This window comes from Caballeronia catudaia (genome assembly GCF_001544755.2).
Taxonomy (GTDB): Bacteria; Pseudomonadota; Gammaproteobacteria; order Burkholderiales; family Burkholderiaceae; genus Caballeronia; species Caballeronia catudaia.
Window position 1 is genome coordinate 59,686 of sequence record NZ_FCOF02000014.1, and the last position, 15,740, is coordinate 75,425.

The 15,740-nt window shown below is 60.7% G+C and carries 11 protein-coding genes; 9 read left to right on the forward strand and 2 right to left on the reverse strand.

Annotated features, from left to right (window positions below):
* The first annotated feature begins 13 nt into the window (after window positions 1-13).
* The 4 genes from AWB75_RS16980 to AWB75_RS16995 all read left to right on the forward strand — a co-directional run bounded on the left by AWB75_RS16980 (window position 14) and on the right by AWB75_RS16995 (window position 6,167).
* Window positions 14-928 (forward strand): LysR family transcriptional regulator, encoded by a 915-nt coding sequence (locus AWB75_RS16980; protein WP_061125258.1) that lies wholly within the window; start codon window positions 14-16, stop codon window positions 926-928.
* A gap of 697 nt (window positions 929-1,625) precedes the next feature.
* Window positions 1,626-3,959 carry a M23 family metallopeptidase gene (locus AWB75_RS16990; RefSeq protein ID WP_061125260.1) on the forward strand — a complete coding sequence of 778 codons (2,334 nt, stop codon included), beginning with the start codon at window positions 1,626-1,628 and terminating at the stop codon, window positions 3,957-3,959.
* Window positions 3,956-4,435 carry a hypothetical protein gene (locus AWB75_RS37085; protein WP_143746448.1) on the forward strand — a complete coding sequence of 160 codons (480 nt, stop codon included), beginning with the start codon at window positions 3,956-3,958 and terminating at the stop codon, window positions 4,433-4,435. The genes AWB75_RS16990 and AWB75_RS37085 overlap by 4 nt, the downstream gene beginning before the upstream one ends.
* Before the next feature lie 532 nt (window positions 4,436-4,967).
* Window positions 4,968-6,167: a mechanosensitive ion channel family protein gene (locus AWB75_RS16995; protein WP_061125261.1), complete on the forward strand. Its 1,200-nt coding sequence runs from the start codon at window positions 4,968-4,970 to the stop codon at window positions 6,165-6,167.
* Here the strand turns inward: AWB75_RS16995 and AWB75_RS17000 are convergent.
* Complete coding sequence (locus AWB75_RS17000) at window positions 6,162-7,124, reverse strand: LysR family transcriptional regulator (protein WP_061125262.1); 963 nt, start codon at window positions 7,122-7,124, stop codon at window positions 6,162-6,164. The genes AWB75_RS16995 and AWB75_RS17000 overlap by 6 nt on opposite strands.
* A 95-nt stretch (window positions 7,125-7,219) precedes the next feature.
* Here AWB75_RS17000 and AWB75_RS17005 point away from each other — a divergent pair, with 95 nt between their 5' ends.
* A complete protein-coding gene (locus tag AWB75_RS17005; protein ID WP_061125263.1) occupies window positions 7,220-9,244 on the forward strand; it encodes an oxidoreductase in 2,025 nt (674 codons plus the stop codon).
* Window positions 9,245-9,294: 50 nt separating this feature from the next.
* Window positions 9,295-10,863, forward strand: a complete 1,569-nt coding sequence (locus AWB75_RS17010) for an ABC transporter substrate-binding protein (RefSeq protein WP_061125264.1) — start codon at window positions 9,295-9,297, stop codon at window positions 10,861-10,863.
* A gap of 1 nt (window position 10,864) precedes the next feature.
* On the opposite strand, the gene AWB75_RS17015 is transcribed toward AWB75_RS17010, so the two are convergent.
* A complete protein-coding gene (locus AWB75_RS17015) occupies window positions 10,865-11,761 on the reverse strand; it encodes a GNAT family N-acetyltransferase (protein WP_061125265.1) in 897 nt (298 codons plus the stop codon).
* Window positions 11,762-11,979: 218 nt separating this feature from the next.
* Here AWB75_RS17015 and AWB75_RS17020 point away from each other — a divergent pair, with 218 nt between their 5' ends.
* The 3 genes from AWB75_RS17020 (at window position 11,980) to AWB75_RS17030 (ending at window position 15,638) form a co-directional block, all read left to right on the forward strand.
* On the forward strand, window positions 11,980-13,458 hold the full coding sequence (locus tag AWB75_RS17020) for an aldehyde dehydrogenase family protein (RefSeq protein ID WP_061125355.1): 1,479 nt from the start codon (window positions 11,980-11,982) through the stop codon (window positions 13,456-13,458).
* Between the two features lie 208 nt (window positions 13,459-13,666).
* Entirely contained in the window at window positions 13,667-14,335 is a 669-nt protein-coding gene (locus tag AWB75_RS17025) for a haloacid dehalogenase type II (protein WP_061125266.1), read from the forward strand.
* Window positions 14,336-14,363: 28 nt separating this feature from the next.
* Window positions 14,364-15,638: an NAD(P)/FAD-dependent oxidoreductase gene (locus AWB75_RS17030; RefSeq protein WP_061125356.1), complete on the forward strand. Its 1,275-nt coding sequence runs from the start codon at window positions 14,364-14,366 to the stop codon at window positions 15,636-15,638.
* Window positions 15,639-15,740: the final 102 nt, after the last annotated feature.

Here is a 15,740-nt window from a genome sequence, read left to right on the forward strand (position 1 = left end):
TAAGTTTTCACTAATGTTAAAGACGACGACCTTCCGCCAGTTGCGCACTTTGCAGACCGTTGCGCGCGTGGGCAGCATTTCGGGCGCGGCCGAGGAATTGCATCTGACGCAGCCGGCGGTATCGCTGCAAATTTCGCTTCTGGGCGAGGCGGCGGGCACGCCGCTCTTGCGCCGCGTGGGGCGCGAGATTCAGTTGACCGCCGCGGGCGAAGTCATGGCGCGTTACGCGAACGAGATCCTGAGTTTGTGGAACGAGGCCGGCGAAGAAGTCGCGGCGTTGCGCGGAGAACTGGGCGGCACGTTGCGCATCGGGGCGATCACGACGGCGGAGTATCTCGTGCCGCCGCTGCTCGTGAGATTCACGAAGGAGAGGCCGGGCGTGAAGCTGCAGTTTCGCATCGGCAATCGCGATGACATCGTGCGGATGCTCGCGACAAACGAGATCGACCTCGCGATCATGGGACGGCAGCCGCGCGAGTTGCGCACGAGCGCCGCCGCGTTCGCGAAGCATCCGATGGCGTTCGTCGCCGCGCCATCGCATCCGCTCATGCGCGCGAAGCGCGTGTCGCTGACCGATCTCGAATCGGCCAACCTGCTCGTGAGGGAGCGCGGCTCGGGCACGCGCGTCGCGATCGAGGCGCTGTTCAAGGAAGCGGGATTGAAGCTGCATGCGGCGTCGGAGCTATCGAGCAACGAGGCGATCAAGCAGTTGGTCGAAGCGGGGCTCGGCGTCGCGTTTCTTTCGCTGCATGCGTGCGCGCTGGAGATGCAGGCGGGACTGCTCGCGACGCTGCGCGTGCCATCGACGCCGATCGAGCGGTTCTGGCATGTCGTGCATATGTCGGAGCGGAGGCTGCCTCAGGTGGCGAATGCGTTTCGGGAGTTTTTGGTGCAGTCGGGGGCGGGGGCGGGGCGGAAGGCGCGGTGATTGCAGAGCGGAAGATACCGATGTGAGCTCGCCTAACGGTACTCGTCGATGTCGATTTCTATCCCCGTGGCATCGGCCATTTCTCGAATGTCGTCGGGTACGTCTGGCATGCGATTGCCGGATTCGTTGATCCAAAAGCAGAAGAAGCGAGCGCTCGCGCCTTGCTGCTGGAGATGTTCGCGAAGGTCGGCACGCGGAAGGCCGAGCCGTGTTATGAGGAACCGAAAATGCGGCCCGAGCGTATCGCTCTGAACCACGCCTTCGCTGTCGAAACTCCAGACGCCGGTGCGCCGCAGCCGTGACTCAACGAATTAGCGCCACGCTTCGCGCGATCCTGAATGCGGCGGCAATCGCGTGGACGTGAAACGCCTGCACGGTCATCTACGTGCGTGGCAGCGACATCGAGATGACCGATATCGGCGGATACGAGGAGGCCTCACGATTCCCGCGCCGAGCCGACAATTTCTTCAATCTGGATATCGTTTCGGACAACTCTTAATTCACTATATTATTGATTCTGGGCAGCAAATTCTTGCGTAACAATCTGCCGGGCCTCTAAGTCCGCGTGGGCTTCACGAACGATGACATCGACAGGGTGTTCGTGATGGGCGCGCATTTCGATTACTCGAAACGCAAGCACGTTCACGGACTGGATGGATTTAAGCCTACCAACTACTGTCCGCTGACGCTTTAAATCATGATTATCAGCCCTCCATTCCTCCCGGCTGCGGGCCTGAGGAATACCGATGCCACAGTCAATCCGCCCATCGTCGATCTGATGATGGACAAGGTGGACGAGTTCGAACTCGCCCACGGAACCTACCCGATCGGGTTTGACAGACGCTGGCATTGCGGCGCGCATCTGATGCCGTCGATGCAAAACGAAAAAGTACGCGCCATTGCTGATGGTGAGGTTGTTGCGTATCGCGTGTGCCAGAAGGCCTACGATGGCGGCGGTGGAAGGCCCGACAGCAATGCGGGCTTCGTCCTGCTCAAACACTCGACTGAGACGGGCGACGGCCGGACGCTGAAGTTTTATTCGTTGTACATGCATCTGCTCGACCTGAGTAGCTACAACGGAGCGGATGGAACGTTGCTCCCGGAATTTTTGAAGATGCCCACGCCGGGCGGCGACACCGCGCCATCCCCCGCGCAGAAAGGCGTCAATCTCAAGGTGCGGAGAAAGGATGTGCTCGGCTGGGTAGGTGCATGCCACGCTCAGCAGCATCTGCACTTCGAGATTTTCATGACCAAGACGGATTACGATGCCTACTTCGGTCGCACGCAGCTTGGAAAGCCGACGGCGAGTGTGGCGACCGGCAACGATTGCTGGGGGCACACCTACTATGTGATTCCCGCAGGCTCGTCGTTTCGCGCGCTCCCGCCCGGCGCCGATTCGCAGAAGAAGCTCAAGGGTATCGCCTTCGATCCTCTGCAGGCGGATCGAAACGAAGAGCAGTTGTTTGTGGAGATGTTCTTTCACAAGGGCAGTAAGTTCACCAACGTATGGGCTATATCGGGTGAAAGCCGAACGTTGCTCACGCCCACGCCAGTGAAAGAGACAGACTACGAATACGACATGTACAAGCGTGCTACGGCGCTGTACCCCGCTTGTCCGAGCGATGGCTATGAGTTGCTCCGGTTCGGACGAATTCTCTCGCCATCGCCCACGCTGGGTGTGGCGACGGGCGCCACCCCGCCGCCGGTCGATGCCAGCGTCCAGGGAAATCCTCGACCCAGAGACGGGGAGAATCCTCGCGCGACCTGGATGCGGGTGACGTTCGCCGCCGGACGGGAAGGCTATATCGACGTGAGCCCTGACGCGATTTTGAAGCTGTCCGACGCCGACTTCTCAGGGCTCGCAGGCTGGGAAAAGATCAGCGAAGGCAACACGCCGTTCAGCGCCGACGGACTGTGTGATATCGATGCGCTCAAGAAAATCGTCAGAGACACGAAGGAGCATCAAACGCCGCAGGAAACCGCGTTGAAGGCGGAGCACAAGAAGGAGGCTGTGCTTGCCAATTACGTCAAGACGAACAAGGCTATCCGTGAGCGATTAAAGGGATTCGTGTGCGAAGCGCCAAGCGAATGGGATAGCTCGAACAACGAGGAGCGTTATCGCAAGCTGAAGGATGAGGGCGAGTTTTATCACGGCGATGACGACGGCTACGCTGCATTCATGAAACTGCTGAAGTCATTTCAGTTTTGGGATAAGACGGGTTTTGCGGATGGCGAGAAGATGTGGTTTTTTCATCCGCTCGCGTTTGTGCGGCACTTTAGAAAGTGTGGGTGGTTAGGTCGAAATGATCTATCGAAGATTTATAACGAGTCTACCTATGTCGCTCTTGGAAAAAAGGGTGAGGACTATAAGGAGCTCTATCGAAAATCGATAAATAACGTCCTTAGAAAATATGCCCTTAATAAAGCACCCCGTAGTTCTCATTTCTTCGGGCAATGCGCCATTGAATCATTTTACATGATGGTCGTGAGAGAAGCGTCGATCGGCATTGCAAATGCTGTTAAAACAGGTCACACTTCAATAATGCCTGAATCGCGTGGATATCTCCGTTCTCCGCCTGCGGCAGAAGCAGACGTGGCTTACTTCAAAAAACTGTATGAAGGACGAGCAGTCCTCGGAAATTCCGATGTTGGCGACGGAGTCAAGTTCAGAGGACGGGGTTTCAAACAACTCACGGGTCGGTACAACTATTCGGAGTATTGGGTATATCGTGGCTGGCTAGACGGGAAATTGTATGACCACGCTTGGTTCGAAAAAACTGTCAATGGTCGGCCGATGCCCGGTCCGCAAATTGACAATCCTGAGGAAGTGGGAAACGATCCCTATAGCTGTGTAGATACAGCCGGATTTTTTTGCACGCGATATCTAGTGACTAAGGCAGCAGATAACGGCATTACGGAGAATGTGTCGAAGAGCCTCACGAAAAAGGTTAATCCTGCTGACACTACAAGTCCACCGAAGCGTTGGAAGGAAACGCAAGAGGCACATAACATCTTGGGAGATTCGGTGTGAGAATTTTTATCTTTGTTTGCTGCTTCGTTTTTTGGTTGAACAGTGCTAGTGCTGACGCGATCAAATCATGTTCTGACGACTATTCAATCGCAATTGGTTTGCATTCGAACGTGATTCGCGTTAGTAAAGAGGGCAAGGTATTTGCGGTTGCTAAAAGCGATCACGATATCGTTGGAGGGGTTTTTAGTCTGGATGATTCATACCTTGTGGTTTATGGCTTGCCAGCGAAAGTAGATAGGAGAAGTCCGCAAGCGGAAATTCTGTCGATTTACTCTACACATCCACGACTTCATCTGATAATGAAGCGAACCTACGGAGGCGGAATCTACGACATTGGTTTCGGGGTCAATCAAAGAAGTATATTTGTGAATAGTCGGTTTGGGTTTGAAATCATCGATTTTCAAAGAAAAAAAGTTAGAAGTTTTGACTTGATGTCCGAGCCTCAATTTACCAAAGAATTCTGTGCGAAACGGTAGATATTCGCCTCGCAAAGAAGCTTTTTTAGAGATTTGTCGTTCACAACCGCTTCGTTGAAGAAATTGTGGTCCGACGAACCTGAACCTAACGACGGAACCCGATATTGAAATGGATGACCAAACGGACGACCCATCGTCTGTTTGTGGAGATGTTCTTTCACAAGGGCAGTAAGTTCACCAACGTCTGGGCTGTATCGGGTGAAAACCGAACGCTGCTGACGCCCACCAGTGAAAGAAACGCACGTGCCGTGGCTTTCGCGCGTTGTTCGTCCGCGGCGTCGGTGAAATGCGTGGTCGAATTCCGTCTCCCAAGAGCTTCCCTTCCGTTTGGGTCGAGATAAAATCATCAGTATAGCGAATCGACGGATCGCGATGATTGAATCGACCCATAGTGCGTCGCCTGAAATGAATTTCGCGCTCTGGGGGCACCGCCAACGAAGCAAAGCCCCACCCCACTACAATAACCCCATACCAAGCCCCAACCCCCATTCCGCTGATCAATCCCACCGCTTCGCCCATAGCAGGAGCGTCCATGTTCGGCAATTTGCTGCGTATCGAAAGAGGACCGGACTGGCAATTCGCTTTCCACACGGATAGCTGGGCCGTCGCGACACTGCTCGTGGCCATCCTGCTCCTCGCAATCGTGCTGGCGAGCGTCGTCTGCTACTACCTGACGCGCTGGATCATGCTGATGATCGTCAGCCGGCTCGCGCGCAAGGAAGGGCGCAAGTGGCTGATCGCCGCCGAGCGGCATCACGTGTTTCACCGGCTCGCGCCGCTCGTGCCCGCGGCCATCATCTACGCATCGGCGCCGATGCTCGCCGGCCTCTCGTTTCCCGTGATCCCGGCTCTCGGACGGCCTCTGGCCATACTCGCGGCCTGCTACATGGTCTACACGCTGGTGCGCGCATTGCTCGCGCTGCGCGACAGCATCGAGGAGCGTTACAGCCACTTCCCGACGGCGAGCGAAAGGCCCATCAAGAGCTTTCTGCAGATCACCACCATCGTGCTGTATCTGGTCGCGCTGATCGCCGTGGTGTCATTGCTGCTCGAACGCTCGCCGCTGTATCTGCTCACCGGTCTTTCCGCCATCACGGCGCTGCTCATCATCATCTTTCGCGACTCGTTGCTCGGCTTCGTCGCCAGCATTCAACTCACCGCTTACGACATGCTGCGCGTGGGCGACTGGATCGAAGTCCCCGGCTTCGTCGCCGATGGCACCGTGATCGATATCTCGCTCAACACGATCAAGGTGCGCAACTTCGATAACACCATCGTGATGTTGCCGAGCCAGCTTCTTCTGACCCACAGCGTGAAGAACTGGCGCGGCATGACGGAAGCACGCTGCCGGCGTCTGCGGCATGCGATTCACATCGATGTCGACACGATACGTTACCCCGACGACGCACTGCTCACGCGCATACAGGAAGCCATCCGGCGTCCGCTCGCCGTGCCCGACGACGAGCGCCGCACGAACCTCGGCTGGTATCGGCTCTATCTCGGCGGATATTTCAGGCAGCACGCCGCCGTGCGCCGCGACATGCCGCTCGTGATCCGTCACGTGCAGTCCGCGGCGCCCATCGTCGCAGTGGAGATCGTGCTCTATATCGACGAGATACGCTGGGAGCGATACGAAAACCTGCAATCGGACATGCTCGATCACGCCTATGGCATCGTGCCGCTATTCGGCCTGCGTTGCTATCAGCGCGACCGGTCCTCGTCCGCGTCATGACACCGGCGCAGATTCGACGCGCTTCTTCGGCACCGCCTTCAGCAAGGCGAGAATGCGCAGCGCCTGATCGACTTCCTTCTTCATTTCATCGATGAGCCATTGCGCCACCGCGCGCGTGCTCTCCGAAGGATTCGACGAACGATGCTCCAGCACGTAATTGCAGCCCGTTTCGATATAGCGGTTCCATGCAGGAATCACTTTGCCCTCGTTGAGCGGCGCCGCGATCGCCAGCAGCCACCCCAGCACGACGCCCTGGCCGAGCATCGCGCATTGCACCGCGAGTCCCGGATCGGTGTGATGCACCGCCTCGCCGATGCCCCTGTCCGACAGACCCGTCGCACGATGAAAGTCGGCCCATGAATGCGTGGTCACGTCGAGATGAATGTAGGCGTGACCTTCGGCGCGCCTGGGCGCATCGAGCGGACCGAATGCATCGAGATAGTTAGGGCTGCAAACCGGAACGATGATCTCCGGACACAGCAGAAGCGGATCGTCGTCCGATCCGGGTCCGTGGAGACGAATGCCGAGATCGGCATCTTCGAGCGGTCCATACAGACGGCCCGCCATGACCTGCAGGCGCAGATTGATGGAAGGGAACGTCTTGCGAAAGTCGGCATAGCGCGGCAGCAGCCACAGCGCGGCGAAACCGCTCGCCAGCGAAAGCGTGACGATCTCGCCTTGCGCATGATCGCGCTTGAGTTCGTCGATGGTGTCGCCGATCTGCCCGAAGCCGGACGCGACCGCGCGCTGCAATGTTGCGCCGCGATCAGTCAGGGTTAGCCCTAGCTTCGTGCGCTCGAAAAGTCTGAAGCCGAGCGCATCCTCCAGCCGCGCGACCATGCGGCTCACCGCCACGGGCGTCACGTTGAGCTCGCCGGCCGCCTTGGTGAAGCTCAAAAGCCGCGCGGAGGTTTCGAAGACGAGCAGCGCCTGAAGCGAGGGAAGTCGAAGACTCATACAACACCATGTTATGGGGCATGCATCGATTTGTAATTTGACGGCGCAAATTGGCCTCCTTACCTTGAGCCCGACGTCCACTTCATTCGCAGGCCATGACCACTGCTTCGTCGGACCCGTTGCTGCAGCCGTTCACCCTCAAGCATCTCGTGCTCAAGAACCGCGTGATGAGCACGAGCCACGCAAGCCGCCTGACGCGCGACGAATTCCCGCAAGAGGTTTATCAACGGTATCACGAGGAAAAAGCGAAAGGGGGCCTCGCGCTGACGATGTTCGGCGGCTCATCGAACGTCAGCCTCGACAGTCCGAACACGTTCCAGCAGATCAACGTATCGACAGACGCGGTGGTGCCGCATCTGCGGCGCTTCTCCGACCGCGTCCACACGCACGGCGCGGCGCTGATGTGTCAGATCACGCATCTCGGGCGGCGCGGCGACGCCTACACGGAACCGTGGCTGCCGATGATCGCGCCATCGCCCGTGCGCGAAACGCTGCACCGCGCCATGCCGCAGGCGATCCACGATGCCGACATCAAACGCGTGATACGCGATTTCGGCCTCGCCGCGAAGCGCTGCCGCGATGGCGGGCTCGACGGCATCGAAACGCATGCGGGCGGTCATCTCATCGGCCAGTTCATGGACCCGACCGTGAACCTGCGCACCGACAAATACGGCGGTTCCACGGCAAATCGCGTGCGCTTCGCGATCGAGGTTCATGAGGAGATCCGCAAGCAGGTCGGCGATGATTTCATCGTGGGCTTTCGCTTCGCGCTCGAAGACGGATGCAGCTTCGAGGAAGGGCTGGAGATGTCGCGCATCCTGCAGGGCACCGGTCTCTTCGATTTCTTCAACGTCACGTTCGGGCGCATGGACACGAAGATGGCGCTCGCGCTCAATTCGATGCCCGCCATGTTCGTGAAGTCCGCGCCGTGGCTGCCGAAAGCCGCCGCATTCAAGCGCGCGGTCGACCTGCCCGTCTTTCATGCCGCGAAAATCGCCGATCTCGCCACCGCGCGCTACGCGATCCGCGAAGGCCTGCTCGACATGGTCGGCATGACGCGCGCACATATCGCCGAGCCGCATCTCGTGAAGCTCGTCGAAGCGGGCAAGGAGGATGAAGCGCGGCCATGCGTCGGCGCATCGTTCTGCCGCAATTTCCGCGCGACGTGCATCCATAATCCGGCGACATCGCGCGAAACGTACCTCACGCACGACATACCGGAGGCCGCGCAAAAGAAGCGCGTGCTGATCGTCGGCGCGGGACCGGCAGGGCTCGAAGCCGCGCGCATCTGCGCGACGCGCGGCCATGACGTCACCGTGCTCGAAGCGAACTCGACGGCGGGCGGGCAAATGCTGCTCGCGGCGACGGGAAGCTGGCGGCGCGATCTCATCGGCATCGTCGACTGGCGTGTGTCCGCGCTCGAAAGATTGAGCGTCGATGTGCGCTACAACCACTACGCCGAATTGAGCGATGTGCTCGATCATGGCGCGGACGTCGTCATCATCGCGACGGGCGGCCTGCCGAATCTCGATGCGCTGCCGGGCGCCGAGCACTGCAAGTCCGTGTTCGATGCGCTCACGGAAACGCCGCCGCGCGAAGGCAGCGTGATCGTGTACGACGGCACCGGCCGCCACAACGCATATCTGTGCGCGGAACGTTATGTCGATGCGGGCCTCGACGTATCGCTCGCGCTCATCGACAGCATGCCCGCGCAAGAGACCGGCGGACGCGGCGACGATCAGGTCTGGATGCGCAACATCGCGCGCTGGGACGTGCCCGTGCGCACGAACATCGAGCTGATCGAAGTGCATGCGTCATCGAACGGCAAGCGCCGCGCCGTGTTCCGTCATCATCTGACGAATGAGCTCGTCGAAGTGGAAGCGGATCATGTCGTCGTCGAGCGCGGCATGCTCGCTGTGGAGGATCTTTTCGAAGCGGCGCGCATGTACTCGGCCAACGACGGCTATACCGACCTCGAAGCGTTCGCGACAGGCAAGCCGCAACCCGAAACGCAGGCTGGAGAAGGCCAGTTTCATCTGTACCGCATCGGCGACGCGAGCGCGTCGCGCGACATTCATACGGCCATCTACGACGCATACAGGCTTTGCCTCGCGCTGTGAAGGCCCATTCCATCGTCCCGCGTAAAGACCAGACCCAAGCGAGGCTGACCATGACATTGCCGAAGGAACTCGTTGTCGCCGATCCTGGCCGCCGCAAGGCGATCAAAACGCTTGCCGCGGCGACGATCATCTTGTCGGGCGCATCGCACCTTGCATTCGCTGCGACAGAGGCGACGCCGCAACGCGGTGGACGCATTCGCGTCGCACTGGCGAACCAGTCGCTGACGGATTCGCTCGATCCCGCGAAAGGCACGCATACCGGCGACTACTCGCGCGCCTATATGTTCTATAGCGGCCTCACCGAGCTCGACGCCGACTTCAAGACGCAGAACGCGCTCGCGGAAAAGCTCGAATCCGACGACTTCGTGAAGTGGACCGTCACGCTTCGGCCCAACGTGCATTTCCATGACGGCAAGCCGTTCACATCCGACGATGTCGTGTTCTCGCTGATGCGCCACAAGGACCCCGCCACGGCCTCGAAAGCGAAGTCGATCGCGGATGGCATCGCATCGGTCAAAGCGGAGGGACCGCTCAAGGTCGAGATCATGCTGACCGAGCCGAACGTCGATCTTCCCGCGCTGCTCGCGATTCCGCACCTCGTGATCGTCGCGGCGAACACGACGGACTTCTCCAAGGGCAACGGCACGGGCCCGTTCGTGGTCAAGGAGTTCACGCCCGCGCAACGCTGCATCGGCGCGCGCAATCCGAACTTCTGGAAGCCGGGGCGTCCGTATCTCGACGAAGTGGAGATCATCGGTATCGGCGACGATGCGGCGCGCACCAATGCGCTCCTCGCGGGCGACGTGCAACTGATCTCGCCGCTGCCCGCGCGCGATGTCGAGCGCGTGAAGCAGACCGGCAAGGTGACGATCCTCGAAAGCCCGTCGCAGTTGTATTCGGATCTCGCGCTGCGTCAGGACATGCTGCCGACGAAGAGCGCGGACTTCAACGAAGGCATCAAGTATCTGCACGACCGTCAGCGTATCGTGAAGGTAATGCTGCAAGGCCACGGCACGCTCGCGAACGATCATCCGGTGCCCGAGTGGCATCCGTACTACATGAAGGGTTTGCCGCAGCGCGCGTACGATCCGGACAAGGCGCAGTTCCACTTCAAGAAGGCCGGCACGCCGGGCGCGCGTGCTGAGATTATCGCGCCGCCATCGGTGGAAACCGCGCTCGATTCAGCCATGATGGTCCAGCAGGCCGCGAAGCAGGCGGGTGTCGATATCAACGTGCGCCGCGTGCCCGCCGATGGCTACTGGACGACGTACTGGATGAAGTACCCGATGACCTACGGTTCGATCCTGCCGCGCCCGACGCTCGATCTGCTGTACACGCAGTTCTTCCGCTCGAATGCGAACTGGAACGAATCGGGCTGGAAGAACGAGCAGTTCGATCAACTGCTGGTGCAGGCGCGCCGCGAGCGCGATGAAGCGAAGCGCAAGCAGATGTACGGCGACATGCAGACCATCATCTACGAGAAGAACAGCCTCGTGATTCCCGCGTTCATCAACTTCATCGATGCGCAGAGCTCGACGCTGCGCGGCCTGAAGGGAAGCCCGTCGGGCCGCGTAATGGGCTATCGGTTCGCGGAGTTCGCGTGGCTGCAAAAGGCGTGATCTACCACAGCGCCTGACTCGTCAGCGCGAACTGCGCGAGCGTTTCATCGGCGGATGGCGTGCCGTTCAGCGCCATCTGCTCGATGGTGTCGACGAGCGGCAGCCCGAGCCCTTCGAGCCACGTCGAAAGGCCATAGCGCAGCGGTGTATCGACGCGCACGAACATGCCCGCGTTCAGCGCGAGCCAATAGCTGATCAACGCCTTGGCGCGGCTCTGGTCCGGCGATTCGGGCGCGATCACGGGACCGATCACATGGCCGTCGCCAAAACGCCGGAAGAGCGCGAAGCCGATCAGCTCGCCATCGCGATCGAGTGCGATGCCGCTCGACGTATCGAGCAATTCGGGCAGCAGCGCGGTGCGATCCAGTCCGCTCGCGCGCGACGCGAGATCGGCGAGGCGCGGCGTGTCCTTCGCGCCGATCGGCCGCAGCCGTTCGCCGGGCGGCAAGGACACGAGCGGCGGCTGAAACGCCGCGCCCTGATGTTGATGGATCGTATCGATGCGCGTGAAGCCGCGTGCCTCGCATAACGGCACGCCTTCGTTCGATGCATGAATGAGCAGCATGCGCTGACCGAACTTCGCGATCGAACGATCGAGCAGTCCGCGCCCGATACCGCGCCGCTGATATTCCGGCGACACGATGAACATGCCGATCGTCGCGGCAGCCGCGCCGAACTCCCATGCGAGCGCCGTGCCGACGACCTGGCCCTGACCGTCGACCGCGGCGAAGCCATGACCGAGACGCGCCGCGAAGCGCAGGTCTTCGGCGCGATGCCGCCATTTGACGGAGGTGGTCAACGCGTGTGCAGCGGGAATGTCGTCGAGCGTGAAGGCCCGGTATTCGATCACATCGTTCTTGTTTGAGTCGGGCACGCCGGCCTCCTCATCCTGAGACATTTACCGTGACTTTGACACCGCGCAGCGCGCATGGCTAGGACGATCTTCCTGTCCCGCACGGCGCTTGGGGCGCGCGCATGATGCAACGCAAAACAGCGGGTTATCGCGGCGAGAACACGCGCGCTGTGCTGAATCGGCAATTTTGTCAGCGAAATATGCCGGCGCTCTGGTCCTACGATGAAGCCATGTCAACGCCACGTCCCGGAGGACTCACGCATATGGACCGTTTCGATCCCGCCAGCATCGGCATCAGGAGCGGGCATTTCATTGGCGGCGAACTGATCGATGCGGGCGCATCGCGTATCGACGTGTCGCGCCCGTCGGACGGCGTCGTCTATGCATCGGTGCCCATCGCCGATGAAGCGATGATCGACTACGCCGTGCAGAACGCATATAACGCGTTCAGACAGAGCGACTGGGCGCGGCGCGCGCCTCGCGAACGCGCACGCGTGCTGCGCAAGTTCGCCGATCTCGTCGCCGCCGATGCCGCCCATCTCGCGCCGCTCGAAGCGCTCGGATCGACGCGTCCCGTGCGCGATGCGTACAACTGGGACGTGCCGTTCACCGCCGAAAGCATCCGCTTCTATGCGGAGTTCGCCGACAAGATCGGCGGCGATGTCGCGGCGACCGATCATCGTCATCTCGGCATGACGATCGCCGAGCCGTATGGCGTGATCGGCGCGATCGCACCGTGGAATTTTCCGCTCGTGATGGGCATCTGGAAGACCGCGCCCGCGCTCGCGGCGGGCAATGCGGTGGTGCTGAAGCCTTCGGAGATGACGCCATTTTCCGCGCTGCGTCTTGCCCAACTCGCGCTCGAAGCGGGCGTGCCGCCAGGCATCTTCAACGTCGTTCAGGGCGATGGCCGCATCACCGGCGATGCGCTCGTGCGTCATCCGCGCATCGGCAAGGTGACGTTCACCGGATCGACGCGCACCGGCGCCGCGATCATGGCCGCGTGCGCGGAGACGGGCACGAAGCCGGTCACGCTCGAACTCGGCGGCAAGAGCCCGCAGATCGTATTCGCCGATGCGACGCGTATTGATGACGTGGCGCGGCGCATCGCGGGCGCGATCACCGGCAACGCGGGACAGGTGTGCGTCGCGGGCTCGCGGCTGCTCGTGCAACGCGCTATCGCCGATGAACTGATCGAGCGCATCGCGCATGTCTTCGGCGAGCTCAAGGCCGGACCGACATGGGCTGCGGGCACGACCTTGCCGCCGATCATCTCCGAGCCGCAGGCGCAGCGCATCGACGGCATCGTTCAGCGCAGCATCGCGAATGGCGCGACCTTGCGTTGCGGCGGCCTGCGCGCGGATGCAGCGACGCCCGGCGCGTTCTACTCACCGACTCTGCTGTGCGATGTCACGCCGGAAAGCGAAGCCGTGCGCAGCGAGATCTTCGGCCCCGTGCTGACCGCGCAAGTCTTCGATACGGAAGAAGAAGCGCTCGAACTCGCCTCGCATCCCGAATACGGTCTTGCCGCGGGCGTGCATACGGCGGATATCGGCCGCGCGCTGCGCATGGTGCGCGGCATCGAAGCGGGCACCGTATGGGTTAACCGCTATGGCCGCACGAGCGACTTCGTGATTCCGACGGGCGGCTACAAGCGCTCGGGCATCGGCAAGGATCTCGGAAGGCAGGCGTATGAAGCGAATCTGCGCTTCAAGAGCGTGCTGATAGATAGCGAAGGATGAGCGAAGGTTGACAAGCACGATCGTTCAAAAAACACGCCGCATTTTGTGCTGCGGCGATGCCTCAAAACGCATGAGTTATAGCGCCGCGAGGCACGCATTCGACGCCATCAGTCATTTTTGCCCTGTTTAAATTTTCCTTAACGATTCGCTGTTCCTCGTTTTCAACACTGAACTCCGCACGGGTTCATCACACGACAGGACTGACACCATGATCGATTTCGAGCCGAAGTACATCACCTTCGACTGCTACGGCACGCTGACGAAGTTCCGCATGGCCGACATGGCCCGGGAGATGTACGGCGACCGCCTGCAAGGCGACGACCTGGAGCAATTCGTCAAGTTCTTCTCGGGCTATCGCCGCGACGAAGTGCTCGGCGCATGGAAACCCTATCGCGACGTGATCGTCAATTCGGTGCGCCGCACGTGCGAGCGCATGAATGTGGAATTCAACGAAGCCGAAGCCGAAAAGTACTACCTCGCCGTGCCGACGTGGGGTCCGCATCCGGACGTGCCGGAAGGCCTTTCGCGCCTGGCGAAGAAGTACAAGCTCGTGATTCTGTCGAACGCATCCAACGATCAGATTCAAAGCAACGTCGACAAGCTCGGCGCGCCGTTTCATCGCGTGTTCACGGCGCAGCAGGCGCAGTCGTACAAGCCGCGCATGCAGGGTTTCGAGTACATGTTCGACCAGTTGAATTGCAATCCGGAAGACGTGCTGCACGTTTCGTCGAGCCTGCGTTATGACCTGATGACCGCGCACGACCTGGGCATCAAGCACAAGGCGTTCGTCAAGCGCGGCCACGAGCCGGGCACGCCGTACTACGAGTATTACGAAGTGGACACCATCGGCGACCTCGCCACGCAGCTCGGTCTGTAACACCCTCCACTTCTCGCTGGCAATGCCGATGAAACTCGACTCCTACTGGCTCGATAGCGCGCCCGCGATGACGTCCGCGTGCGAAGGCCCGGCCGATGGTCAGGCCGACGTCGCCGTGATCGGCGGCGGGTTCACGGGTCTCTCGGCGGCGCTCGCGTTGGGCAAGCGCGGCGCGTCGGTCGTCGTGCTCGATGCGGGGCGCATCGGCGGCGGCGCGTCGGGGCGCAATGGCGGCCAGTGCAATACGGGCGTCGCGCAGGACTACGCGGCGCTGCGCGCGCAACTCGGTGTCGAGCGCGCGCAAGGCTGTTATCGCGCATATGCGGCGGCGGTCGATACCGTCGAGCGTCTGATCAAGGAAGAAGGCATCCATTGCGACTATCTCGCGTCGGGCAAGCTGAAGCTCGCCGCGAAGCCGCATCATCTCGATCACATCGCGAAGACCGCCGAACTGATTCGACGGGAAGTCGATCCCGACATCGATCTGCTCGATCGCGAGCAGGTCCGCAGCGAAGTGCAATCGGACGCGTTCTACGGCGGCTTGCTGCAACGTCACGGCGGTCAGATGCACATGGGCAAGTTCGCGGCCGGCCTCGCGCAAGCGGCAGTGCGGCAAGGCGCGCGTCTTTACGAACATGCCGAAGTGACGGCGATCGCGAAGGAAGGCAGCGCGTATCGCATCGACTCGAAGCGCGGCACGCTGCGCGCAAAACAGGTATTGATCGCGACGGGGCCTTCGAAGCACGGTCCGTTCGCGTGGTATCGGCGCAGGCTCGCGCCGGTCGGCTCGTTCATCATCGTGACGGAGCCGCTGCCCGAGGACCGGCTGAACCGGCTGCTGCCGAACCGGCGCTCGTACACGACGAGCCGTCTGATGCACAACTATTTTCGCGTCACGCCCGATGCGCGTTTGCTGCTCGGCGGGCGCGCGCGTTTCACCGCGTCGGAGCGTCCATCGGATGCGAAAAGCGGACGCATTCTGCAAGCCAATCTCGCAGCGATTTTTCCGGCGCTGGCCAACGTGCGCATCGACTATTGCTGGGGCGGTCTCGTCGATATAACGGCGGACCGCCTGCCGCGCGCGGGCCAGCACGACGGCATCTATTTCTCGATGGGCTACAGCGGCCACGGCACGCAGATGTCGACGCACATGGGCCAGGTCATGGCCGACGTGATGAACGGCAACGCGGACGCGAATCCGTGGCGCGATTTCGACTGGCCCGCGATTCCGGGCCATACGGGAAAGCCCTGGTTTCTGCCGCTCGTCGGCGCGTATTACTCGATCAAAGACGTGTTCTATTGAGGCATCGAAGCATCGAAGCATCGAAGCATCGAAGCATCGAAACATCGAAACATCGAAACATCGAAACATCGAAGCATCGAAGCATCGAAGCATCGAAGCAAA

Excerpts from the sequence above, each read along its gene's own strand:
- AWB75_RS16980 (WP_061125258.1), top strand. The coding sequence starts at position 14 with ATGTTAAAGACGACGACCTTCCGCCAGTTGCGCACTTTGCAGACCGTT.
- AWB75_RS16990 (WP_061125260.1), top strand. The coding sequence starts at position 1,626 with ATGATTATCAGCCCTCCATTCCTCCCGGCTGCGGGCCTGAGGAATACC.
- AWB75_RS16995 (WP_061125261.1), top strand. The coding sequence starts at position 4,968 with ATGTTCGGCAATTTGCTGCGTATCGAAAGAGGACCGGACTGGCAATTC.
- AWB75_RS17000 (WP_061125262.1), bottom strand. The coding sequence starts at position 7,124 with ATGAGTCTTCGACTTCCCTCGCTTCAGGCGCTGCTCGTCTTCGAAACC.
- AWB75_RS17005 (WP_061125263.1), top strand. The coding sequence starts at position 7,220 with ATGACCACTGCTTCGTCGGACCCGTTGCTGCAGCCGTTCACCCTCAAG.
- AWB75_RS17010 (WP_061125264.1), top strand. The coding sequence starts at position 9,295 with ATGACATTGCCGAAGGAACTCGTTGTCGCCGATCCTGGCCGCCGCAAG.
- AWB75_RS17015 (WP_061125265.1), bottom strand. The coding sequence starts at position 11,761 with ATGTCTCAGGATGAGGAGGCCGGCGTGCCCGACTCAAACAAGAACGAT.
- AWB75_RS17020 (WP_061125355.1), top strand. The coding sequence starts at position 11,980 with ATGGACCGTTTCGATCCCGCCAGCATCGGCATCAGGAGCGGGCATTTC.
- AWB75_RS17025 (WP_061125266.1), top strand. The coding sequence starts at position 13,667 with ATGATCGATTTCGAGCCGAAGTACATCACCTTCGACTGCTACGGCACG.
- AWB75_RS17030 (WP_061125356.1), top strand. The coding sequence starts at position 14,364 with ATGAAACTCGACTCCTACTGGCTCGATAGCGCGCCCGCGATGACGTCC.